Origin of the sequence: Denitratisoma sp. (genome assembly GCA_032027165.1) — a bacterium.
Classification (GTDB): Bacteria; Pseudomonadota; Gammaproteobacteria; order Burkholderiales; family Rhodocyclaceae; genus Desulfobacillus.
Genome location: JAVSMO010000001.1, coordinates 825,041 through 847,798 on the forward strand (window position 1 = coordinate 825,041; position 22,758 = coordinate 847,798).

The 22,758-nt window shown below is 66.7% G+C and carries 16 protein-coding genes and 3 tRNA genes; 16 read left to right on the forward strand and 3 right to left on the reverse strand.

Features of this window, described 5'->3' with window-relative positions; genetic code table 11:
• The first annotated feature begins 1 nt into the window (after position 1).
• From infB to pnp, 5 genes are all read left to right on the forward strand, one after another.
• The gene (gene infB, locus ROZ00_03985; GenBank protein MDT3735371.1) at positions 2-2,536 is read left to right on the forward strand and encodes a translation initiation factor IF-2; all 2,535 of its coding nucleotides are present in this window, start codon (positions 2-4) and stop codon (positions 2,534-2,536) included.
• 12 nt (positions 2,537-2,548) lie between these two features.
• The gene (gene rbfA / locus ROZ00_03990) at positions 2,549-2,917 is read left to right on the forward strand and encodes a 30S ribosome-binding factor RbfA (GenBank protein ID MDT3735372.1); all 369 of its coding nucleotides are present in this window, start codon (positions 2,549-2,551) and stop codon (positions 2,915-2,917) included.
• 26 nt (positions 2,918-2,943) lie between these two features.
• Positions 2,944-3,861 (forward strand): tRNA pseudouridine(55) synthase TruB, encoded by a 918-nt coding sequence (truB, locus tag ROZ00_03995; GenBank protein ID MDT3735373.1) that lies wholly within the window; start codon positions 2,944-2,946, stop codon positions 3,859-3,861.
• A 141-nt stretch (positions 3,862-4,002) separates the two neighbouring features.
• The gene (gene rpsO, locus ROZ00_04000) at positions 4,003-4,272 is read left to right on the forward strand and encodes a 30S ribosomal protein S15 (protein ID MDT3735374.1); all 270 of its coding nucleotides are present in this window, start codon (positions 4,003-4,005) and stop codon (positions 4,270-4,272) included.
• 133 nt (positions 4,273-4,405) lie between these two features.
• Positions 4,406-6,505, forward strand: coding sequence for a polyribonucleotide nucleotidyltransferase (gene pnp, locus ROZ00_04005; protein ID MDT3735375.1), 2,100 nt, complete (start codon positions 4,406-4,408; stop codon positions 6,503-6,505).
• A 63-nt stretch (positions 6,506-6,568) separates the two neighbouring features.
• Here the strand turns inward: pnp and dksA are convergent, their stop codons facing one another.
• Positions 6,569-6,994, reverse strand: a complete 426-nt coding sequence (gene dksA / locus ROZ00_04010) for an RNA polymerase-binding protein DksA (GenBank protein MDT3735376.1) — start codon at positions 6,992-6,994, stop codon at positions 6,569-6,571.
• 128 nt (positions 6,995-7,122) lie between these two features.
• Here dksA and ROZ00_04015 point away from each other — a divergent pair.
• The 5 genes from ROZ00_04015 to parC all read left to right on the forward strand — a co-directional run bounded on the left by ROZ00_04015 (position 7,123) and on the right by parC (position 11,849).
• Positions 7,123-7,199 (forward strand) — tRNA-Pro (locus ROZ00_04015).
• 44 nt (positions 7,200-7,243) lie between these two features.
• Positions 7,244-7,320 (forward strand) — tRNA-Arg (locus ROZ00_04020).
• A gap of 34 nt (positions 7,321-7,354) precedes the next feature.
• Positions 7,355-7,430: transfer RNA gene (locus ROZ00_04025), tRNA-His, on the forward strand.
• A gap of 88 nt (positions 7,431-7,518) precedes the next feature.
• Entirely contained in the window at positions 7,519-9,492 is a 1,974-nt protein-coding gene (locus ROZ00_04030) for a DNA topoisomerase IV subunit B (GenBank protein ID MDT3735377.1), read from the forward strand.
• A complete protein-coding gene (gene parC / locus ROZ00_04035) occupies positions 9,492-11,849 on the forward strand; it encodes a DNA topoisomerase IV subunit A (protein ID MDT3735378.1) in 2,358 nt (785 codons plus the stop codon). The genes ROZ00_04030 and parC overlap by 1 nt, the downstream gene beginning before the upstream one ends.
• A gap of 42 nt (positions 11,850-11,891) precedes the next feature.
• Here parC and ROZ00_04040 read toward each other — a convergent pair whose 3' ends face one another.
• Positions 11,892-14,216, reverse strand: coding sequence for an aldehyde ferredoxin oxidoreductase C-terminal domain-containing protein (locus ROZ00_04040; GenBank protein MDT3735379.1), 2,325 nt, complete (start codon positions 14,214-14,216; stop codon positions 11,892-11,894).
• Between the two features lie 160 nt (positions 14,217-14,376).
• On the opposite strand from ROZ00_04040, the gene ROZ00_04045 reads away from it, so the two are divergent.
• From ROZ00_04045 to ROZ00_04070, 6 genes are all read left to right on the forward strand, one after another.
• Positions 14,377-16,263, forward strand: a complete 1,887-nt coding sequence (locus ROZ00_04045) for a 2-oxoacid:acceptor oxidoreductase subunit alpha (GenBank protein ID MDT3735380.1) — start codon at positions 14,377-14,379, stop codon at positions 16,261-16,263.
• Positions 16,260-17,276: a 2-oxoacid:ferredoxin oxidoreductase subunit beta gene (locus ROZ00_04050; GenBank protein ID MDT3735381.1), complete on the forward strand. Its 1,017-nt coding sequence runs from the start codon at positions 16,260-16,262 to the stop codon at positions 17,274-17,276. Before ROZ00_04045 ends, ROZ00_04050 begins: the two co-directional genes overlap by 4 nt.
• 14 nt (positions 17,277-17,290) lie before the next feature.
• Positions 17,291-17,545, forward strand: coding sequence for a YfhL family 4Fe-4S dicluster ferredoxin (locus ROZ00_04055; GenBank protein ID MDT3735382.1), 255 nt, complete (start codon positions 17,291-17,293; stop codon positions 17,543-17,545).
• A gap of 50 nt (positions 17,546-17,595) precedes the next feature.
• The gene (locus ROZ00_04060) at positions 17,596-18,756 is read left to right on the forward strand and encodes an L-lactate dehydrogenase (protein ID MDT3735383.1); all 1,161 of its coding nucleotides are present in this window, start codon (positions 17,596-17,598) and stop codon (positions 18,754-18,756) included.
• A gap of 134 nt (positions 18,757-18,890) precedes the next feature.
• Positions 18,891-20,972 (forward strand): CoA-binding protein, encoded by a 2,082-nt coding sequence (locus ROZ00_04065; protein ID MDT3735384.1) that lies wholly within the window; start codon positions 18,891-18,893, stop codon positions 20,970-20,972.
• A gap of 14 nt (positions 20,973-20,986) precedes the next feature.
• Positions 20,987-21,394 (forward strand): hypothetical protein, encoded by a 408-nt coding sequence (locus tag ROZ00_04070; GenBank protein MDT3735385.1) that lies wholly within the window; start codon positions 20,987-20,989, stop codon positions 21,392-21,394.
• A gap of 19 nt (positions 21,395-21,413) precedes the next feature.
• Here the strand turns inward: ROZ00_04070 and paaK are convergent, their stop codons facing one another.
• Positions 21,414-22,721 carry a phenylacetate--CoA ligase PaaK gene (paaK, locus tag ROZ00_04075; protein MDT3735386.1) on the reverse strand — a complete coding sequence of 436 codons (1,308 nt, stop codon included), beginning with the start codon at positions 22,719-22,721 and terminating at the stop codon, positions 21,414-21,416.
• Between the last annotated feature and the right edge of the window lie 37 nt (positions 22,722-22,758).

The window sequence follows — 22,758 nt, forward strand, 5'->3', positions numbered from 1 at the left end:
CATGGCACAGACGAGCGTAAGCCAATTTGCCAGCGAGCTGAAAATGCCCGCTGCCTCGCTGCTTGAACAGCTTGCCAAGGCAGGCGTGGGCAAGAAGGGCGAGACCGATCTGCTCTCGGACGCCGACAAGACGAAACTGCTCGATTACCTGCGCAAGTCGCACGGTGCGACGGAGAGCAAATCGAAGATCACCCTGACGCGCAAGCAGACAACCGAAATCAAGAAATCAGACGCGTCCGGCAAGGCGCGCACCATTCAGGTCGAGGTGCGCAAGAAGCGTGTCTTCGTCAAGCGCGACGAGACGCAGCCGGCCGAGGCTGCCGCACCGGCACAAGTCGCTGCGCCGCAACCGGTAGTCGATGCCGAGCAGGCCAAGCTGCGCGAAATGGAGTCGCAGAAGCAGTCGGAGCTGATGGCACGGCAGGCGGCGGAACTCAAGGAAAAGCAGGAACGCGAGGTCAAGGCGCGCCAGGAGGCGGAGGAGCGCCAGGCCGCCCAGCAGGCGGCGGCCGAGGCGGAGAAGGCAAAGGCGCAGGAAGCGGCTGCGCCCAGCACCACCGGCACGCTGCACAAGCCGGCGGGCAAGCCGGACAAGAAGGACGAGAAGCAGAAGAAGGCAACGACGGCCTGGAAGGAAGAGGCCGCCAAGAAGCGCGCCATCAAGACCCGCGGCGATACCGGCGGCGCTTCGGGCTGGCGCGGCGCCAAGGGTGGCGGTCGCCACCGCCACCAGCATCACGAGGAGCATGCCCAGGCGCAGATGCCGGCCGAGCCGATCGTGCGTGAGGTGCTGGTGCCGGAAACCATCACCGTGGCGGACCTGGCGCACAAGATGGCGGTCAAGGCCGCCGAGGTGATCAAGGTTCTGATGAAGCTTGGCTCCATGGTGACCATCAATCAGGTGCTCGACCAGGAGACGGCAATGATCGTCGTCGAAGAGATGGGCCATGTCGCCAAGGCCGCCAAGCTCGACGACCCGGACGCCCTGCTTGCCGAGGCGCAGCAGGAACACAAGGATGTCGCACTGGAGCCGCGCGCGCCCGTGGTCACCGTCATGGGCCACGTTGACCACGGCAAGACTTCGCTGCTCGACTACATCCGCAAGACGCGCGTCGCCCACGGCGAGGCCGGTGGCATCACGCAGCACATCGGCGCCTATCACGTCGAGACGCCCCGCGGCATGGTCACCTTCCTCGATACGCCGGGCCACGAGGCGTTTACCGCCATGCGTGCCCGCGGCGCCAAGGCCACCGACCTGGTCATCCTGGTGGTGGCGGCCGACGACGGCGTCATGCCGCAGACCAAGGAAGCCATCCACCACGCCAAGGCCGCCAACGTGCCGCTGGTGGTGGCCGTGAACAAGATCGACAAACCTGAAGCCAATCCCGAGCGCGTCAAGCAGGAACTGGTTGCCGAGAGCGTGGTGCCTGAGGAGTACGGCGGCGATTCGCCTTTCGTGCCGGTGTCGGCAAAGACCGGCGAGGGCATCGACGACTTGCTCGAGCACGTGCTGCTGCAGGCCGAGGTGCTGGAACTGAAGGCGCCGAAGGACGCCCTCGCCAAGGGCCTCATCATCGAATCCCGCCTCGACAAGGGCAAGGGGCCGGTAGCGACGATCCTGGTGCAGTCGGGCACGCTCAAGCGAGGCGATATCGTGCTGGCCGGCGCCGTGTACGGCCGCGTCCGCGCCATGCTCGACGAAAACGGCAGTCCGATCGATGCGGCTGGGCCGTCCATCCCGGTGGAAATCCAGGGCTTGTCCGACGTGCCGATGGCCGGCGACGAGGCCATGGCACTGGCGGACGAGCGCAAGGCGCGCGAGATCGCTCTGTTCCGCCAGGGCAAGTTCCGCGACGTCAAGCTGGCCAGGCAGCAGGCGGCCAAGCTTGAGAACATGTTCGAGCAGATGGGCGAGGGCGAGGTGAAGACCCTGCCGCTCATCGTCAAGGCCGACGTGCAGGGCTCGCAGGAAGCGCTGGCCCACGCCCTGCAGAAGCTGTCGACCGACGAGGTCAAGGTCAACATCATTCATGCCGCGGTGGGCGGCATCAGCGAATCCGACGTCAACCTCGCCTCGGCATCGAAGGCAGTCATCATCGGCTTCAACACCCGCGCCGACACCCAGTCTCGCAAGCTGGCCGAAAGCCTTGGCGTGGACATCCGCTACTACAACATCATCTACGACGCCGTGGACGAGGTGAAGGCGGCGATGTCCGGCATGCTCTCGCCGGAACGCAAGGAAAACGCCATCGGCCTGGTGGAGATCCGCCAGGTGTTCCGCATCTCCAAGGTCGGCTCGGTTGCCGGGTGCTACGTGCTGGATGGCCTGGTGCGTCGCGGCTCACAAGTGCGCCTCCTGCGCGACAACGTGGTGATCTGGACCGGAGAATTGGACTCGCTCAAGCGCTTCAAGGACGACGTGCGCGAGGTCAAGGCCGGCTTCGAGTGCGGTCTCTCCCTGAAGAACTATAACGACATCCAGGAAGGCGACCAGCTCGAGGTCTTCGAGATCGAGGAAGTGGCGCGGACGTTGTAAGGAGCACCGGCCATGCCGAAGGAGTTCTCCCGCAGCAGCCGTGTCGCCGAGCAGGTCCAGCGCGAACTGGCTGAACTGATCCGGCTGGAGCTTAAGGACCCCCGTGTCGGCCTGGTGACCATCACCGGCGTCGAACTGACCCCGGATTACGCCCACGCCAAGGTCTTCTATACCACACTGGCCGATCCGTCCGCGCGGCAGGGCATCGATGCCGGCCTGCGCCGCGCCAGCGGCTTCCTGCGGCGGGAACTGGGCCGCCGCATCCGCATCCACACTTTGCCGGAACTGCATTTCGTCTTCGACGAATCGGTAGAGCGGGGAGACCGCCTGTCCCGCCTCATCGACGAGGCCGTCGCCTCCGACCGCAAGCACGAAGACTGATCCCGCAGGGGTAAGGCACTCCCGCCATGAACCAGCCCCGCAAACCGCCGCGTCATCGGATCGACGGCGTTCTGCTGCTCGACAAGCCGGCCGGCATGACTTCAAACGCCGCCTTGCAGAAGGCCAAATGGCTGCTCAATGCCGCCAAGGCCGGTCATACCGGTACGCTTGATCCGATGGCTACCGGCCTGCTGCCGATTTGCTTCGGCGAGGCAACCAAGTTCGCCGGAGAACTGCTCGGTGCCGACAAGCGTTACGCCGCGACAGTCCGGCTCGGCATCCGCACCGACACGGCTGACGCCGAAGGCTTGGCGCTGGAAACTCATCCGGTGGCCGTAACGCGCGAGCAGGTGGAGGCCGTCCTGGCCCGTTTCCGCGGTGACATCCAGCAGGTTCCGCCCATGCATTCCGCCCTCAAGCGCGATGGGCGGCCCCTCTACGAGTATGCGCGCAAAGGAATCGAACTCGAGCGCGCACCGCGCGCCGTCTCAATTCATGCGTTAGATCTGTGTGCTTTCGATGCAGATCGAGTTGACTTCGAGGTGGATTGCAGCAAAGGAACCTATGTGCGTACCCTTGCGCAGGACATCGGCGATGCGCTCGGTTGCGGCGGCCACCTCGTTTCCCTGCGGCGCACCCGCATCGGCAACCTGCAGCTGGAGGATGCGATCACGTTAGAGGCATTGGAGGCATTGCCGCCGGAGTCCCGCAAACGCCTTCTGCAACCGGCGGATGCCCTTCTGGCGGCGTTACCCCGGCTGGACCTGGATGAAGCCGCAGCCCTGCGCTTCAGCCACGGTCAGGTGGTGCGGGCGGGGCAGGATTACCCCGCCGGACAGTGCCGGGTCTATGCTGCTGAAGGTCACTTCCTCGGGCTCGGCCGGGCAGTGCCGGATGGGCAGGTTGCACCGGCCCGGCTGGTGGCATCCGTCTTTGAAAAATAGGGGATTTTTATTGCCGCGGAAGAGGAGCGCGGGTATAATGCGCGGCTTCATTCGAAGCTTGGATGAAGCCCATATGGGGTGCAGTGCTCTATCAAACCGGGGCGGCACCTGATTTCAACTGCGTTTGAGAGATAAACCGAAATGGCATTTACCACCGCCGACAAGGCCAAAGTCGTGGCCGAATTCCAGCGTGCGCAAGGCGACACCGGCTCGCCCGAGGTGCAGATCGCGCTGCTGACCAACCGCATCAACGACCTGACCGGTCACTTCAAGGAACACGTCAAGGATCACCATTCGCGCCGCGGCCTGCTGCGCATGGTGAGCCAGCGTCGCAAACTGCTCGATTACCTGAAGCGCACGAATGCCGACAGCTATCGTGCGCTGATCGAGCGCCTCGGCCTGCGCAAGTAACGCGGCGAGTTGCACGTGCCCCACGCTGTCGCGGGCATGACCCGATACGCCGGCGACGCCCAGGATGGGCGCGCCGGCTTCGTCGTTTCTGGGGCGGTTGCGTCCGCCCCTTGCTGATTGAAAGGATAATCCCTTGCTTACTGCTACCAAGAAAAGCTTTCCCTACGGCGCGCACACCGTCACGCTGGAGACCGGCGAGATCGCGCGTCAGGCGCACGGCGCCGTGTTGGTCAATATGGACGAGACCGTCGTGCTCGCCACCGTCGTCGCTGCCAAGGAGCCGAAGCCCGGCCAGGATTTCTTTCCGCTGACCGTCGATTACATGGAGAAGGTCTATGCCGCAGGGCGCATTCCCGGCGGCTTCTTCAAGCGCGAGGGTCGTCCCTCGGAAAAGGAAATCCTTACCTCCCGTCTGATCGACCGTCCGATCCGTCCGCTCTTCCCGGACGGCCTCTACAACGACGTGCAGGTGGTGGCCACCGTGCTGTCGAGCAACCCCGAGATCGATCCCGACATTCCCGCCATGATCGGCGTTTCCGCTGCCTTGGCCATCTCCGGCATTCCCTTCAACGGCCCGATCGGCGCCGCACGCGTCGGCTACATCAATGGCCAGTACGTGTTGTGCCCGAGCCTCTCGCAGTTGAAGGACAGTCAGCTCAACCTCGTCGTCGCCGGCACCGCGTCTGCCGTGCTGATGGTCGAATCCGAGGCGCAGGAGCTCTCCGAGGACGTCATGCTTGGTGCCGTGGTGTATGGACACGAGCAGATGCAGGCCGCCATCAACGCCATCAACGAGCTGGTGGAAGTCGCCGGCAAGCCCGAGTGGGACTGGCAGCCGCCGGCCAAGGACGAGGCGCTCATCGCCAGGGTTTCCCAGCTGGCCGAGGCCGAGCTGCGCGAGGCCTATCGCATCACCAGCAAGCAGGCGCGTACCGTGAAGTGCCGCGAAGTGACCAAGAAGACCATCGAGGCCCTATGCACCGGCGAGGGCGCGCCCGACGCGACGACGGTCGGCAACCTGATCTTCGAACTCGAAGCCAAGATCGTCCGCAACCAGATCCTCGACGGCGAGCCGCGCATCGACGGCCGCGACACACGCACCGTGCGCCCGATCACCATCCGCCACGGCGTGCTGCCGCGCACCCATGGGTCCTCCCTGTTCACGCGCGGCGAGACGCAGGCGCTGGTGGTGGCCACGCTGGGCACCGGCCGCGACGAGCAGATCATCGATGCCCTGCAGGGCGAATCGAGGGATCGCTTCATGCTCCATTACAACATGCCCCCGTTCGCCACCGGAGAGACGGGCCGCGTGGGCAGCCCGAAGCGCCGCGAGATCGGCCACGGCCGCCTGGCCAAGCGCGCCCTGCTGGCGGTGCTGCCGTCCCCCGAGGAGTTCAGCTACACCATGCGCGTCGTCTCGGAAATCACCGAGTCGAACGGCTCCAGTTCCATGGCCTCCGTCTGCGGCGGCTCGCTGGCGCTGATGGATGCCGGCGTGCCCTTGAAAGCCCATGTGGCCGGCATCGCCATGGGCCTGATCAAGGAAGGCAACCGCTTCGCCGTGCTGACCGACATCCTCGGCGACGAGGACCACCTTGGCGACATGGACTTCAAGGTGGCCGGCACCGACAACGGCGTCACCGCCCTGCAGATGGACATCAAGATCCAGGGCATCACCAAGGAAATCATGCACGTCGCCCTGACGCAGGCCAACGAGGCCCGCATGCACATCCTCGGACTGATGAAGCAGTCGATGAACGCGCCGAGCGAGATCTCCACCTATGCGCCGCGCCTGATCACCATGAAAATCAATCCGGAGAAGATCCGCGACGTGATCGGCAAGGGCGGCGCGGTGATCCGCGCCCTCACAGAAGAGACTGGCACCGTCATCGACATCAACGACGACGGTACCGTGACCATCGCCTCCGTCAGCGCCGAAGCCGGTGCCCTGGCGAAGAAGCGCATCGAGGACATCACCGCCGAGGTGGAAGTCGGCAAGGTCTACGACGGCACCGTGCTGCGCCTGCTCGACTTCGGCGCCATTGTGCAGATCCTGCCGGGCAAGGACGGTCTGCTGCACATTTCGCAGATCGCCAACGAGCGCGTCAATCAGGTCTCCGACTATCTCAAGGAAGGCCAGGCGGTTCGTGTCAAGGTGCTGGAAGCCGACGAGAAGGGCCGTGTGCGTTTGTCCATGAAGGCCGCCGCAGAAGAGGCGTCTGCCCAGCAGTAAGCGCGTCGCGGGCAACAAAAAAGGACGCCTCGGCGTCCTTTTTTGTTTTCCCGCGGCCGTCTTTTATTTGGCCACTTGCTTCTCCCTCAGTTCCTCGAGGGTCTTGCAGTCGATGCAGAGGGTGGCGGTGGGGCGGGCTTCCAGGCGCTTCAGCCCGATCTCCACGCCGCAGGAGTCGCAGTAGCCGTACTCGCCGTTCTCGATGCGGCCGAGGGCCTCGTCGATCTTCTTGATCAGCTTGCGCTCGCGATCGCGGTTGCGCAATTCCAGGGCGATGTCGGATTCCTGGCTGGCGCGGTCATTGGGGTCGGCAAAGACGGTGGCCTCGTCCTGCATGGTGTGCACCGTGCGCTCGATATCCTGCAGCAGTTCGTCCTTCAGCGACTCCAGAATGACGCGGAAGTGCTTGAGCTGCTTGTTGTTCATGTACTCCTCGCCCTTTTTGGCGACATAGGGCGGGAACTGCTTGTGGAGGATGTCTTCAGCCATTTTTCCGTACCCGGATTTGCGGGAAAAGCCGCTTTAATATCAGAAATGCGGGGGGGTCGCAAGTAAAACTTCCGAGCACTTTGATTCGATTGACCTATGGGGGGTGCCCGAGTAGAATGCCGCGTCTTCGGGGTGTAGCGCAGCCCGGTAGCGCGCCTGGTTTGGGACCAGGATGTCGGAGGTTCGAATCCTCTCACCCCGACCAGCAGTGGCGTGAATCGATGACCGCAGGAGATCCCTGCGGGACAGGCGCCCGTAGCTCAACCGGATAGAGCACCGGCCTTCTAAGCCGGGGGTTGTGAGTTCGAGTCTCGCCGGGCGCGCCATACCGTAGTTTAAGGCGCGCTGGCTTTCCCAGTGGTGGACGTAGCTCAGTTGGTAGAGTCCTGGATTGTGATTCCAGTTGTCGCGGGTTCGAGTCCCGTCGTCCACCCCATTCCCTCCCTATACAATGCCTGCTTGGCTCATCCCCTGAGCCAGGCTGTGCGGCATGATGCCGCGCTTCGAACAACCGAACCGCAGAGATGAGCAAGAATAACGCCGCCTACGACGAATCCTCCTTCCGCGTGCTGAAAGGCCTCGAGCCGGTGCGCGAGCGTCCGGGGATGTACACCCGAACCGACTCGCCGATGCACATCGTCCAGGAGGTCATCGACAACGCCGCCGACGAAGCGCTTGCCGGCTTCGCGAAGAACATTCACGTCACGCTGCACACCGACGGCTCCGTAACGGTGGCCGACGACGGTCGCGGCATCCCGGTCGGACCGCATCCGGAGGAGCAGGTGCCGGTGGTGGTGCTGGCCTTCACGCGCCTGCACGCCGGCGGCAAGTTCGACAAGAAGTCGGGCCAGTCGGCCTATGCCTTCTCCGGCGGCCTGCACGGCGTCGGCGTGGCCGTCACCAATGCCCTGTCGACGCGTGTCGAGGTCGAGGTGCGGCGAGACGGCAAGGCGCACCATGTCGTCTTTTCAGAGAACGGCGAGAAGGTTTCCGAGCTGACGGTCGGCGAGTCCTGCGGCCGCCAGACCGGCACGCGCGTGCGCGCCTGGCCGGACGCGAAATACTTCGAGTCGGCCAAGCTGCCGGTGGCCGAGCTGGAGCGCCTGCTGCGCTCGAAGGCGGTGCTGTTGCCAGGGTTGTCCGTGACGCTGGAGAACGAGCAGGGCGGGGGCGCCAAGACCTGGCGCTATCCGCTCGGCCTGCAGGGCTACCTCGAAGAGGCCGGCGCCGACGTCGAGGCGGTGTGTCCGGTCTATACCGGCGAGAAATATGCGGCCGCCGACGACGAATCCTTCGCCGAGGGCGAGGGTGCGGCCTGGGCGCTGGGCTGGTTCGCCGAGCCGGTCTGCGCCGAGTCCTACGTCAACCTGATTCCGACGGCGCTGGGCGGCACGCACGAATCCGGCCTGCGCGCCGGCACCTTCGAGGCGGTGAAGTCCTTCATCGAGCACCACGCCCTGCTGCCGCGCGGCATCAAGCTGCAGCAGGAGGACGTCTGCGGCCGCATGAGCTTCATCCTCTCCGCGCGCATCCTCGACCCGCAGTTCCAGGGGCAGGTGAAGGAGAAGCTCAACTCGCGCGAGGCGGTCAAGCTGGTCTCGGCGATGATCCGCGACCCGCTCGAGATCTGGCTCAACAACCACGTCGATGCCGGCAAGGCCATCGCCCAGCTGGCCATCAAGCAGGCCGAGGCGCGCCTGCGCACGGCGCAGAAGGTGGAGAAGAAGAAGTCCTCCGGCGTCGCCGTGCTGCCGGGCAAGCTCTCCGACTGCGAGAGCGAGACCATCGCCGAGAACGAGCTGTTCCTCGTCGAGGGTGACTCCGCCGGCGGCTCGGCGAAGATGGCGCGCAACAAGGAGACCCAGGCCATCCTGCCGCTGCGCGGCAAGGTGCTCAATGCCTTCGAGGTCGACGCCGACCGCCTCTTCGCCAACGCCGAGATCCACGACATCGCCGTGGCGCTCGGCGTCGATCCGCATCCCGCCGACGCGCCGGATGCCGTGCTCGACCGCCTGCGCTACGGCAAGGCCATCATCATGTCCGACGCCGACGTCGACGGCGCCCACATCCAGACCCTGCTGCTGACGCTGTTCTACCGGCATTTCCCTCGGCTGATCGCGCGCGGCCACGTCTACATCGCCATGCCGCCGCTCTACCGCGTCGACGTGCCGGCCTCGGGCAAGAAGCGCCCCGCAAAGCGCCTCTACGCGCTCGACGAGGGCGAACTGGAGGCGATCCGCGACCGCCTGAAGAAGGAGGGCGTCAATCCCGACGCCGTCGAAATCGGCCGCTTCAAGGGCCTCGGCGAGATGAACCCCGAGCAGCTGCGCGAAACCACCATGGACCCGGCCACGCGGCGCGTGCTGCCGGTGGTGCTGCGCGAGGGCGCCGAGGAGGAGACGAGAAAGATGTTCACCCTGCTGATGGCCAAGGGCGAGTCCGCCGGCCGCCGCGGCTGGATGGAAGAGAAGGGCAACGAAGTGGAGGCGGATGTCTGATGGGCGACGAAACGCTGGATTTGTTTGAAACGGGGAAAGTCAGTCCCGGCGGCACGGCGCATCTGCCACCTTCTACGCCGCCACCGGCAGCGATTGGGCCGCACGACGACGCCCTGCCGCTCGACCTCTATGCCGAGCGCGCCTACCTCACTTATGCCATGAGCGTGGTCACCGGCCGTGCCCTGCCGCACGTCGAGGACGGCCAGAAGCCGGTGCAGCGGCGCATCCTCTACGCCATGCACGAGATGGGGCTGCGCGCTGGCGCCAAGCCGGTGAAGAGCGCCCGCGTCGTCGGCGACGTCATCGGCAAGTTCCATCCGCACGGCGACCAGAGCGTGTACGACGCCATGGTGCGCGTGGCGCAGGATTTCTCGCTGCGCTACCCGCTCATCGACGGCCAGGGCAACTTCGGCTCGCGTGACGGCGACGCCGCCGCGGCGATGCGCTACACCGAGGCGCGTCTGACGCCGATCGCCGAGCTGCTGCTCGGCGAGCTCGACCGCGGCACCGTCGACTTCGCGCCGAACTACGACGGCGCCTTCCGCGAGCCGGTGCTGCTGCCGGCGCGCCTGCCGATGGTGCTGCTCAACGGCGCCTCGGGCATCGCCGTCGGCATGGCCACGGAGATTCCGCCGCACAACCTGCGCGAGGTGGCGTCGGCAGCGGTGCACCTGATCCGCAACCCGAAGGCGACGGTGGCCGAGCTGCTCGGCCATGTGCAGGGGCCGGACTTTCCCGGCGGCGGCCAGATCATCTCGCAGCCGAAGGACATCGAGGACGCCTACACCGGCGGGCGCGGCAGCCTGCGCATGCGCGCGCGCTGGCGCATCGAGGATCTCGCTCGCGGCCAGTGGCGCATCGTTGTGCAGGAACTGCCGCACGGCGTTTCCGCGGCTCAGATCGCCGCCGAGATCGAATCGCTCACCAACCCGCAGCCGAAGCAGGGGCGCAAGGACGTCTCGCAGGAGCAGAAGAACCTCAAGCAGTTGCTGCTCTCGGTGCTCGACACGATGCGCGACGAGTCCACCGACAAGGAGCCGGTGCGCCTGATCCTCGAGCCGAAGTCGAAGAACCAGGACGTGCAGGAGATGATGAACATCCTGCTCGCCAACACCAGCCTGGAGACCAACGTATCGCTCAACTTCACCATGCTCGGCCGCGACGGCCGCCCGCAGCAGAAGAACCTCGTCCAGATTGTTTCCGAGTGGATCGCCTTCCGTTACGACACCGTCGAACGGCGTTCGCGCCACCGCCTGGGCGAGGTGGAGCGCCGACTCCACATCCTCGACGGCCGCATGATCGCCTTCCTCAGCATCGACAAGGTGATCAAGGTCATCCGCAATTCCGACGAGCCGAAGCCGGACCTGATGGCGAAGTTCGGCCTGTCGGAGATCCAGGCCGAGGACATCCTCGAGATCCGCCTGCGCCAGCTGGCGAGGCTGGAGGGCATCAAGATCGAGAAGGAACTGGCCGAGCTGAAGGAGGAGCAGGGCAAGCTGAAACTCCTGCTTTCCGAGCGCAAGGAGATGACCAGGCTCCTGCTCAAGGAGATCGAGCAGGACGCCAAGCAGTACGGCGACGACCGCCGCACGCTGATCGAAGCGGTGGCGCCGGTGGTGCCAGCCGAGATTCAGGTGCCCGACGAGCCGGTGACGGTGATCCTGTCGAAGAACGGCTGGGTGCGCCGCCGCGACGGCCACGGTCTCGACCGCACTGCGATCGCCTACAAGGCCGGCGACTATCCCTTCTTTTTCGCCGAGACGCGCACCACCTGGCCGCTGGTCGTCGTCGACTCGAACGGCCGCGCCTATTCGCTGCGCGTCTCCGATCTTCCCGGCGGGCGCGGCGACGGTGTGCCGATCGCCACCATGATCGACCTGCAGGCCGGCGGCCGCGTCAGCGCGGCGGTTTCGGACGAACCCGAGGCGCAATACCTCTTCGCCAATTCCGGCGGCTACGGCTTCATCGCCAAGGTCGGCGACCTCGTTTCGCGGCAGAAGGCCGGCAAGTCCTTCATGAGCCTGGAGCCGGGCGAGCGCGTGCTGCATCCGGCCAGGGCGGCCGGCAACACCATCGCCGCCGTGTCCGAAAACGGCCGCCTGCTGATGTTCGACGCGAGCGAGATGAAAAGTCAGTCCGCCGGACGCGGCGTGCTGGTCATGGGCCTCGAAGACAAGGAGGAACTGGTCGGCGTGGCGGTGAACGACGGCAGCGGAGTGGTCGTCGAGGGCATCGGCCGCGGCGGCAGGACGGTGCCGTGCAAGGTGGCCGGCAAGGACGTCGGGAAGTACCGCCTGCACCGTGCGCGCAAGGGCTGCCTGCTGCCAGTGAAGATGAAGCCGGCGTTCATCCTCTAAAGGCACTGCGGGGAAAGTCAGTCCCCGCAGTACGGCGGCACATCAACCGCCGGCGATCATCGGGAACACCGTCACGCGGTCGCCGTTCCTGAGCGGGACGCTCTTTTCTCCCGACAGCACCATCTCGCCGTTCACGGCCACGTTGAGGTTGCGGTCGCCGAGCTTGTCGGCCGCCTCCGGCAGCCGGCGGCGCAGGGTCTGGCGCAACTCCACCACGTTCGACACCGGCTCGTCCACCACGATGGCATGCTCCGGCGCGCCGGGCAGGTCGTTCGGCAGTTCCACGCGCACGGCAAAGCCGGTCGTCACCTGCGCCAGCTTCTCGTGCCACTCGAGCTGCGGCACGCCCTCGGCGTTGAGGCCGGTGAGGGCGTAGAAGCGGCCCTTCATCGCCTCGAACTTCTCCCGGTCGACCTTTTCGCCCTTGAACGGGCCGTAGGTGTTGCCTTCCTCGAACCAGCGCGGCGGCAGGGTGTCGTCCTTGCCGCGCAGGCCGAGGCGGAAGTTGAGCAGGCGCTCGAGTCCGGTGACGTTGCGGCCGATCTCGTCCATGGCCGCGTCGTCCAGCTTCGTGCCGGTGAGCGCGTTCACCTGCTCGGCGAAGTCCTGCGTGTCGGGCAGGGTGGGGGAGTTGAACAGCTTGGTGTCGAAGCGGCACATGCCGACCGAGTCGCCCACCGCGAAGGTGTTCTCGCATTTCCTCACGGCGAATTCCTTGCCCTCGTAGGCGTTCGGCTGCGCCGCCACCACGCCGCCGTAGAGGGCGGTCTTGAAGGCCGGATCGTCGTTGATGCGGGCGTTGATCTCAAGGGTGACGCGATTCCTCAGGTGGTCCATGCCGCGCGTCGCCACCGAGAGGCCGAGGGCGAAGGCCTTGAGGATGCGCGAATCGTGCGGGTCGGACTGGAACAGGCCCTTCACCGCCATGCGGTACTTGAGCGCTTCCCGCGGGTAGTGGCCGAGGTCCACGGCGCGCGCCGAGTCGGCGATGACGTTGCCGAAACCCTCGCGGGCAGCCGTCATGAACAGGAGTTTCTCGACCGTCTCGTAGCTGCCCCAGGAGAGGTCCAGCCCGCCGGTGTCCTTGGCGGTGATGATGCCGCGCTGCCAGAGCTCCATGGCCCAGGCGATGGCGCTGCCGGTGCTGGCCGAGTCCAGACCGAGGTCGTTGAGGATGTTGTTCAGGCGCAGGACGTGCTCCGGCTCCCTGATGCCGATGTTCGGGCCGAACTTGCCGACCGTGACGTACTCCGGGCCGTCGCCCTTGTCGTAGCGGTCGAACTTGCCGTCGCCATGGATGCCGTTGTAGGTCTTCTGCCGCTCGTGCTCGACGTCGGCCTGCGCCTTGTCGTAGCTGGCGTTGCCCTTCAGGCCCTTCAGGGCGTGGGCGCCCCAGCCGCCCTTGCCCTCGGGCGTCATGTCGTTCAGGTTGCGGCAGTGCACCGGGCACTTGAAGCAGCCGTCCATGCCGGGGCGGTAGACGTCGAAGTTGTCGGCGTCGAGCGTCTCGTACCAGGTGGTCTCCTGGTTGTTCTTGGTGCCCATCGCGCCGAGCACCCGGCTCGGCTTGTAGAGGAAGGGCGTGCCGACCATCTTCAGCGCGTTCTTGATCACAGAGGTGCCGGTGATCTTCTTGCCGATGGCCTTGTTCTGCGCCTTGACGTCGGCCGGCAGGGGCGCCTCGGGCGGCTTGCCGTGCACCATGATGGCCTTGAGGCCGAGTGCGCCCATCTTGGCGCCGCCGCCGCCGCGCGCCCAGATCGACTTGATGCCGCCCATGATGCCGGAGCAGCGCACCAGGTTCTCGCCGGCGCTGGTGATGCGGGCGAGTGCCATGTCCTTGCGCTCCTTGCAGGCGAAGTCGCGCTCGACGGCGGCTGCCGTGTCGAGGTTGTTCAGCCCTGCATAGGGCGTGGCGTCGTGGAAGGTGGCTTCCTCGTGGGCGATGCGCAGCAGCGTGAGTTGCGCCGCCTTGCCGTACAGGACCAGATGATCGTAACCGTGCCGCTTGAGGAAGGCCGGGAAGTAGTCGCCGCCGTTGGCGTCGAGAATGGCGTAGGAGTCGGGCGACTTGCTGGTGAAGTTGCCGCGCGTGGCCGAGGGCATCACGCTGGTCAGCACGCCGGCGCCGAAGACCAGCGGCACTTCCGGGTCGAGGGCATCCTTCTCCTCCTGCAGCAGGTTGTAGAGCAGCCACATGTTGGCGCCGCGGCCGCCGAGGAAGTGCGTCAGCACCTCGGCCGGCAAGTACTTGCGGCGGGTTTCCCGGCGTTCCAGGTCCACGAACAGGGTGGCGCCCTGGGTCGGGTACTGGGGGGTGTCGTGGAGCCGGCCGCAGAGCCGGCCCACCAGGTCGCGAATGCCCATGAAAGCCTCCTAGCCTTTGATGCCGGACAGTCTAGTACCGGCAATCCGCGACATATTTGATCCAGGTCAAAAAACGGTGGATGACAAATTGTTTGCAGCCAAATTATAATGTTGCCGGGAAGTGCGGTAAAGTTCGGTCATTCGAGTCGCGGGAGGAGTCATGTCAGCAGCGGCAGCATCGGCAGAAGCAGCGGAAAAGCGGGGCGCGCCAGCCCGCCCGGTGGAGGAGCTGGACAGCGTCGTCATCCGTTTCGTCGGGGATTCCGGCGACGGCATGCAGCTGACCGGCAACGAGTTCTCGCGGGCCATCGCCAAGGCGGGCCACGATTTCGCCACCCACCCGGACTATCCCTCCGAGATCCGCGCTCCGACCGGCACCCTGTTCGGCGTCTCCGGCTACCAGATCCAGTTCGCCTCGCGCCAGGTGTTCACCTCCGGCGACGCGCCCGACGTGCTGGTGGCCATGAACCCGGCGGCACTGAAGACCAACCTGTCCGACGTCAAGCGCGGCGGCATCATCATCGCCAACAGCGGCGCCTTCACCGACAACAATCTCGCCAAGGCCGGCTACAAGAGCAATCCCCTCGACGACGGCAGCCTGGGCGACTACCGTCTCTACAAGATCGACATTTCGGAGCTGACCGCCCACGCCCTGAAGGCGTCCGGGCTCTCGAAGAAAGAGATCGGCCGCTGCAAGAACTACTACGCGCTGGGCCTGATGCTCTCCCTTTACAGCCGCCCGCTGGAGAAGGAGGAGGAAGACATCCGGCGCAAGTTCGCCAAGAAGCCCGAGATCGCCGAGGCCAACGTGCTGGCGCTGCGCGCCGGCTACGCCTATGCCGACGCCACCGAGATGTTCATCACCAACTACAAGGTGCGCACGGCCGACATCGCACCGGGCACCTACCGCAGCCTGACCGGCAATCATGCCGCGGCCCTCGGCTTCGTCGCCGCCTCTGAGCTTGCCGGCGTGCCGCTGTTCCTCGGCTCCTACCCGATCACCCCGGCCACCGACATCCTGCACGAGTTGTCGGCGCTGAAGCACTTCAACGTCGCCACCTTCCAGGCCGAGGACGAGATCGCCGGCATCTGCTCGGCGATCGGCGCGGCCTACGGCGGCGTGCTCGGCATGACCACCACCTCGGGCCCCGGCATGGCGCTGAAGACCGAGGCGCTCGGCCTGGCCGTGATGCTCGAGCTGCCGCTGGTGATCGTGAACGTGCAGCGCGGCGGCCCGTCGACCGGCCTGCCGACCAAGATCGAGCAATCCGATCTGCTGCAGGCGGTGTACGGCCGCAACGGTGAATGCCCGATCCCGGTGATCGCCGCCCATTCTCCGGCCGACTGCTTCGACTGCGCCATCGAGGCTTTCCGCCTCGCCGTGAAGTACATGACGCCGGTGATCTTCCTCTCCGACGGCGGCATCGGCAACGCCGCCGAGCCCTGGCGCATCCCCGATCCGGCCTCGCTGCCGAAGCTCGAGGTGAAGTTCCGCAGCGCCCCCGAGGGCTTCCAGGCCTACGCCCGCGACGGCAATCTCGCCCGCGCCTGGGTGCGCCCCGGCACGCCCGGCCTCGAGCACCGCGTCGGCGGCCTGGAGAAGGACTTCCTCACCGGCGACATCTCCCACGATCCGGTGAACCACCAGCGCATGGTCGAGGTGCGCGCCGCCAAGGTCGAGGGCATCGCGAAGGACATTCCGCCGCTCACGGTGGAGGGCCCGGACGGCGGCGACCTGCTCATCGTCGGCTGGGGCAGCACCTACGGCTCCATCGTGCAGGCGCGCGAGCAGGCCGCCGCGCAGGGACTGTCGGTTGCCCACGTGCACCTGCGCCACCTGAATCCGCTGCCGCCAGACCTCGGCGACATCCTCAAGCGCTACAAGACGGTGCTGGTGCCGGAGATGAACCTCGGCCAGCTCGCCCGCATCCTGCGCGAGCGCTACCTGATCGGCGTCGAGCAGCTCAACAAGGTGCAGGGCAAGCCGTTCAAGGTGTCCGAGATCCACGACCGCATCGTCGAACTGTGCAAGAAGGGGGCGAAATGAACGACATGGCAACCCTGACCAAGAAGGACTTCGAATCCAACCAGGACGTGCGCTGGTGCCCCGGCTGCGGCGACTACGCCGTGCTGGCGCAGATCCAGAAGCTGATGCCGCAGCTCGGCATTCCGCGCGAGAACTTCGCCTTCATCTCCGGCATCGGCTGCTCCAGCCGGTTTCCCTACTACATGGAAACCTACGGCATGCACAGCATCCACGGTCGCGCGCCGGCCATCGCCAGTGGCCTCAAGCTGGCGCGGCCGGAGCTCTCGGTGTGGGTGGTGACCGGCGACGGCGACGCGCTCGCCATCGGCGGCAACCACTTCATCCACGCCATGCGCCGCAACATCGACCTGAAGATCATCCTGCTCAACAACCGCATCTACGGCCTGACCAAGGGCCAGTATTCGCCGACCTCGGAGATGGGCAAGAAGACCAAGACCACGCCGCTCGGCAACATCGACCGGCCGTTCAGCCCGGTGGCTCTGGCACTGGGCGCCGGCGCCACCTTCGTTGCCCGCACCGTGGACGCCGACCAGGCGCACATGGCGCAGGTGCTCAAGCGCGCCGCCGAGCACAAGGGCACCGCCTTCGTCGAGATCTTCCAGAACTGCATCGTCTTCAACGACGGCGCCTACGAGGCCATCACCGACAAGAGCGTGCGCGACGATGCCCGCCTGCTGCTCGAGCACGGCAAGCCGCTGGTCTTCGGCAAGAACAAGGACAAGGGCGTGCGCCTGCGCGGCCTCGAGCCGGAAGTCGTCACCGTCGGCGAGAACGGCGTCACCGAGGCCGAACTGGTCGTGCACGACGAGGCGGCCGAACACAGCGGTCTGGCCTTCTTCCTGTCGCAGTTCGACACGCCGGCGTTTCCCGTGCCGCTCGGCGTCTTCCGCGCCGTGAGCCAGCCGAGCTACGAGGAGCTGAACGAACAACTGCATGCCGACGCCCGCGCCCGCCGCGGGCAGGGCGACCTCGCCGCGCTGTTCAACAGCGGCGACACCTGGACCATCGCTTAAGGAGAGTCAGAAAAATGGCCTTGATGATCACCGACGAATGCATCAACTGCGACGTGTGCGAGCCGGAGTGCCCCAACGGCGCCATTTCGCAGGGCGAGGAGATCTACGTCATCGACGCGGCGAAGTGCACCGAATGCGTCGGCCACTACGACGAGTCGCAATGCGTCGCCGTCTGCCCGGTCGACAGCATCGTCGCCGACCCGAAGCATGCCGAGAGCAAGGAGCAGCTGCACGAGAAGTTCCTCAGGCTGACCGCCACGCCGGCCTGAGACCGCCCGCCATGGGATAATCGGGCGGTCTTCACCGCGCGAGGCCTCCCATGACGGTTCCCGCATCCGTTTCCGACTACCGCCTGCTGGCGCAGCGGCGCCTGCCGCGGCCCTTCTTCGACTACATCGACGGCGGCGCCTACAACGAGCTGACGCTGGCCGCCAACCGCAGCGACCTCGACGCGCTCAGGCTGCACCAGCGCGTCCTGCGCGGCGCGAGCCAGATCGATACCTCGGCCACAGTCCTCGGCCAGAAGCTCGCCCAGCCGGTGATCCTCGGCCCGGTCGGCCTCGCCGGCCTCTACGCCCGACGCGGCGAGGTGCAGGCGGCGCGCGCGGCGAAGGCCGCCGGCGTGCCGTTCTGCCTCAGCACCGTCTCCATCTGCTCCATCGAGGAAGTCAGTGCCGCCGGCACGGCGCCGTTCTGGTTCCAGCTCTATGTCATCCGCGACCGCGGCTACGCCGCCGAGCTGCTCGCGCGCGCCCGGGCCGCCGGCTGCACCACGCTGGTGTTCACCGTCGACCTGCCGGTGTTCGCCACGCGCTACCGCGACGTGAGGAACGGCATGACCGGCGGCTCGGGATTTGCCGACCGGCTGGCGAAGGCCTGGGAGATCGCGCGCCACGCCGGCTGGCTGCTCGACGTGCCCATCGGCGGCAAGCCGCTCACCTTCGGCAACCTGGCCAAGGCCGTGCCCTCGGCGCGCAGCCTCGAGGCGATGAAAGTCTGGGTCGACGCCCAGTTCGATCCCGCCATCACGTGGCATGACCTCGGCTGGCTGCGCGAGCAGTGGCCGGGGAACATCGTCATCAAGGGCGTGCTCGACGTCGACGATGCGCGCGCCGCCGCCGACATCGGCGCCAGCGGCGTGGTGGTCTCCAACCATGGCGGCCGCCAGCTCGACGGCGCGCCCTCCGCCATTTCGGTGCTGCCGCGCGTGGTCGACGCCGTCGGCGACCGGCTGGAGGTCCTGATGGACGGCGGCATCCGCAGCGGCCAGGACGTCGCCAAGGCGCTTGCGCTGGGTGCGAAGGCGGTCATGCTCGGCCGGCCCTGGGCCTATGGTCTCGCCGCGAAAGGGGAGCAGGGGGTCGCCGAGGTGCTGGCCCTGCTCAAGCGCGAGCTGGAGGTGACGATGACGCTGCTCGGCGTGGAGCGGGCGGCGCAGATCGGACCGGATGCGCTGGATGGCGGAACCGGTCTCTCTTGATGGAGATCAACTGATACAGCTCTAAACAATTTTCTATCAAATCTGTATCTGATATAGTGGTCCGTCCGGTCGCGGCCCATAGAAAAACCACCACTGCCGCGTCCTTGTCGTGATTCACCTAAGGGGACGGTAACGTGAGCAACCCATCAACATCCATTGCGGCGGAGCTGTTCCGCAAGGCCGCGGCGCAGGGCCGCGGCAACCTGGACGCCGCCGAAGTGAAGACGCTCCTCGGCAGCCTCGGCCTGGCCCTCGATGCCGCCGCGCCGGCCGGTGCGGTCGATATCCGCATCAGCCTGAACAACACGCGCGAGTTCGGCATGGTCCTCAGCGCCGGCCTGGGCGGGCTGGAGGCCGAGCTCGACGAGGGCAATTTCCGCCGCGACCGCGCCTCCGTGTATGCCGCCGCGGCGCTGACCGACGCCGAGGACTTCCTCGACCTGTTCCGGCGCACCCTGGCGTACCAGAAACTCGCCGCCGTCGCGCGCCGTGCCGGCGCCGCCGCGCCGGACGCGGCGCTGAAGGCCTGCTTCGCGCAGCTGCTGGCGCTGGCGAAGGCCTTCGCGCCGGGCAATCCCGATGCGCCCTTCGTGCTGCAATCGCTCGAACTGAATCCGCTCCAGGTCGCCGCCGGCATCGTCGCGCGCGCCGCGGAATGCGCCTTCGGCGCGCCGCAGCCCGGCCGCCTGCCGCGCCCGGTCGAGAAGATCGACAAGCTGATCCATCCGAAGCGCATCGGCGTCATCGGCGTCTCCGGCACCAGCATGAACTTCGGCCGCATCATCCTGCGCAACCTGATGGGCAGCGGCTATCCGAAGGAGCAACTGCTGGTCCTCAAGCCGGGCGAGGCCGAGATCGACGGCGTGAAATGCGTCGAGGGCCTCAAGGCGCTGGACGGCAAGCTGGACCTGCTCATCGTCGCGGTGGCCGCCAGCGCGGTGTACGAGCTGGTCGACGAGATCATCGAGTCGGATGCGGTGGAGGCGGTGATGCTCATCCCCGGCAGCCTGGGCGAAACCAGGAAGAGCCGCGAGCCGGCCGCCGCCCTGGCGGCGCGCATCAATGCCGCCCACGGCAAGCCCGGCGGCGGCCCGATCTTCCTTGGCGCCAACTGCCTCGGCGTGGTCTCGCATCCCGGCGCCTACGACTCCTGGTTCATCCCGCTCGAACGCCTGCCGAAGCCGAAGAAAAAGCCGGTGCGCGACTCGGTGATGCTCTCGCAGAGCGGCGCCTTCATGATCACGCGCCTGTCGCAGAATCCCTGGCTGGACCCGGCCTACATGCTGGCGCTGGGCAACCAGACCGACCTCACCCACGGCGACATGCTCGGCTATTTCGCCGAACTGCCCGGCATCGAAACCCTTGGCATCTACATCGAGGGCTTCAAGGACCTCGACGGCCTGCAGTTCGCGAAAGCGGTGAGGAAGGCCGTGCTCAACGGCAAGCAGATCGTCGTCTACAAGTCCGGCAAGACGGCGCCGGGACAGGGCGGCGTGATGGGCCACACCGCGTCCATCGCCGGCGGGCTGACGCTGTTCGAATCGGTGGTGCGCCACGCCGGCGCCATCGTCGCCGAGGACTTCAACACCTTCGACGACCTCTTCTACATCGCCGGCGCGCTGCAGCACAAGAAGATCGGCGGCCGCCGCATCGGTGCCATCAGCGGTGCCGGCTTCGAGGCGGTCGGCATGGCCGACAGCATCGAGTCCGACAGCTTCGCCCTGGAGATGGGCGCGCTGGAGGACGCCACGGTGAAGAAGATCGAGGAGATCCTCGTCGCCAAGAAGCTCGACCAGCTGGTCGAGGTGAGGAACCCGCTCGACATCAACCCGGGCGCCGACGACGAGGCGCACCTGCAGATCAGCGAGGCATTCCTGCAGGACCCGAACATCGACGCGGTGGTGGTCGGCCTCGACCCGACCGCGCCGGCGGTGTGCGCCCTGGAGGAAAGCAAGCTGCGCCCCGGCCACGACATCGCCAGCCCGAAGAGCACCGTCAACCTGATGCCGGCGCTGGTCGAGCGCAACGACAAGCCGGTGATCGGCATCGTCGACGGCGGCAAGCTCTACGACGCCATGACGGCCGGCCTGATGGACCGCGGCGTCTGCGTCTTCCGCAACTGCGCCCGCGGCACCAGGGCGCTGGTGCGCTATGTCGAAGCGCGCCTCAACGCCGAATCACTGCAACGCCGCCGTCCCGGCGGGACTGACTTTTAACCGAGGAAATCCATATGAGCGAAACGCTGAAACCCGGACTCACCGCCACCGTCCGCATCACCGTCGACACGCCCCGCACCATCGGCTTCATGGGCGAGGACCTGCGCGTGTATTCCACGCCGAGCCTGCTCTACGACGTCGAGGTGGCCTGCCGCGAGCTGATCCTGCCGCACGTCGGCGAGGGCAAGGACTCCGTCGGCACCCGCGTCGAGTTCGACCACGTCGGCGCCACGCTGCTCGGCATGTGGGTGGAGATCACCGTCACGCTGACGGAAGTGAACGGCCCGGCCGTCACCTTCGAGTTTTCCGCGCGCGACGCGGTGGAAGAGGTGGCGCGCGGCAAGCACAGCCGCTTCGTCGTCGGCCTGGAGAAGACTGCGCAGCGCCTGAAGGCCAAGCAGGCGAAGGCCGCCGGCGCCTGAGGCGCCAGGGGCGGGCGGCCTACTTCGGCCGCTTGTCCACCACCCGCCGCGCCTTGCCGACCGAGCGCTCGATGCTCGCGGCCGGCACCACGCGTACGCGGGCGGAAATCCCGATGTAGGACTTGATGTGGTGCTGCAGCCCGGCGGCGGCCTGCCGCCGGGCGTCCTCGCCCGCCGCCTCGGCCTGCATTTCCACCTGCACCTCGATCTCGTCCAGGTGCTGCGGCCGCGTCACCTCGATGACGTAGTGCGGGGCGAGGGCGGGGCTCTTCAGGATCAGTTCCTCGATCTGGCTCGGGAAGACGTTTACGCCGCGGATGATCAGCATGTCGTCCGAGCGGCCGGCCAGCTTGTCCAGCCGCCGCATCGTCCGCGCCGTGCCGGGCAGGAGCCGGGTCAGGTCGCGCGTGCGGTAGCGGATCATCGGCAGCGCTTCCTTGGTGAGCGAGGTGATGACCAGCTCGCCGAATTCACCATCGGGCAGCACCTCGCCCGTCGCCGGGTCGATGATCTCGGGGTAGAAGTGGTCCTCCCAGATCGTCAGGCCGTCCTTCGTCTCCAGGCACTCCATCGCCACGCCCGGGCCGATGATCTCCGACAGGCCGTAGCACTCGACGACGTCCAGGTTCAGGCGCGCCTCGATGGCGGTGCGCATCTCGCGCGTGCACGGCTCGCCGCCGGCCAGCGCCAGCTTCAGGCTGGTCGCGGCGGGGTCGATGCCCTGCTCGGCGAAGCCGTCGGCCAGGGTCAGCAGGTAGGAGGGCGTGCAGCAGACGATCCTCGGCTTGAAGTCGGCGATCAACTGCACCTGCTTCTCGGTCTGGCCGCCCGACATCGGGATGACGGTGCAGCCGAGGCGCTCGGCGCCGTAATGGAAGCCCAGCCCGCCGGTGAACAGGCCGTAGCCGTAGGTGTTGTGCAGCAGGTCGCCCGGCCGGCCGCCGGCGGCGAAGATCGAGCGCGCCATGACGTTCGCCCACAGGTCGAGGTCGGCCCGGGTATACCCGACGACCGTCGGCCTGCCGGTGGTGCCGCTCGAGGCGTGCAGGCGGGCGATCCGCTCGCGCGGCACGGCGAACAGGCCGAAGGGATAGGCCTCGCGCAGGTCCTGCTTGGTGGCGAACGGGAATTTCGCCAGGTCGGACAGGGATTTCAGGTCGTCCGGATGCGCCCCGGCGCGCTCGAACTTGCGGCGGAGGGGCGCCACGTTCCGCCAGGCGTGCGCCAGAGACCACTTCAGGCGTTCCAGTTGCAGGGCGGCGAGTTCCCCGCGGCTGGCCGCCTCGATCGCCTCCCAGGTTTCCTGCGGTGCTTCTTTGTTTCCCATTTTCAACAGTTTACCCCAGGCCGCCGGGGCTTCGCGG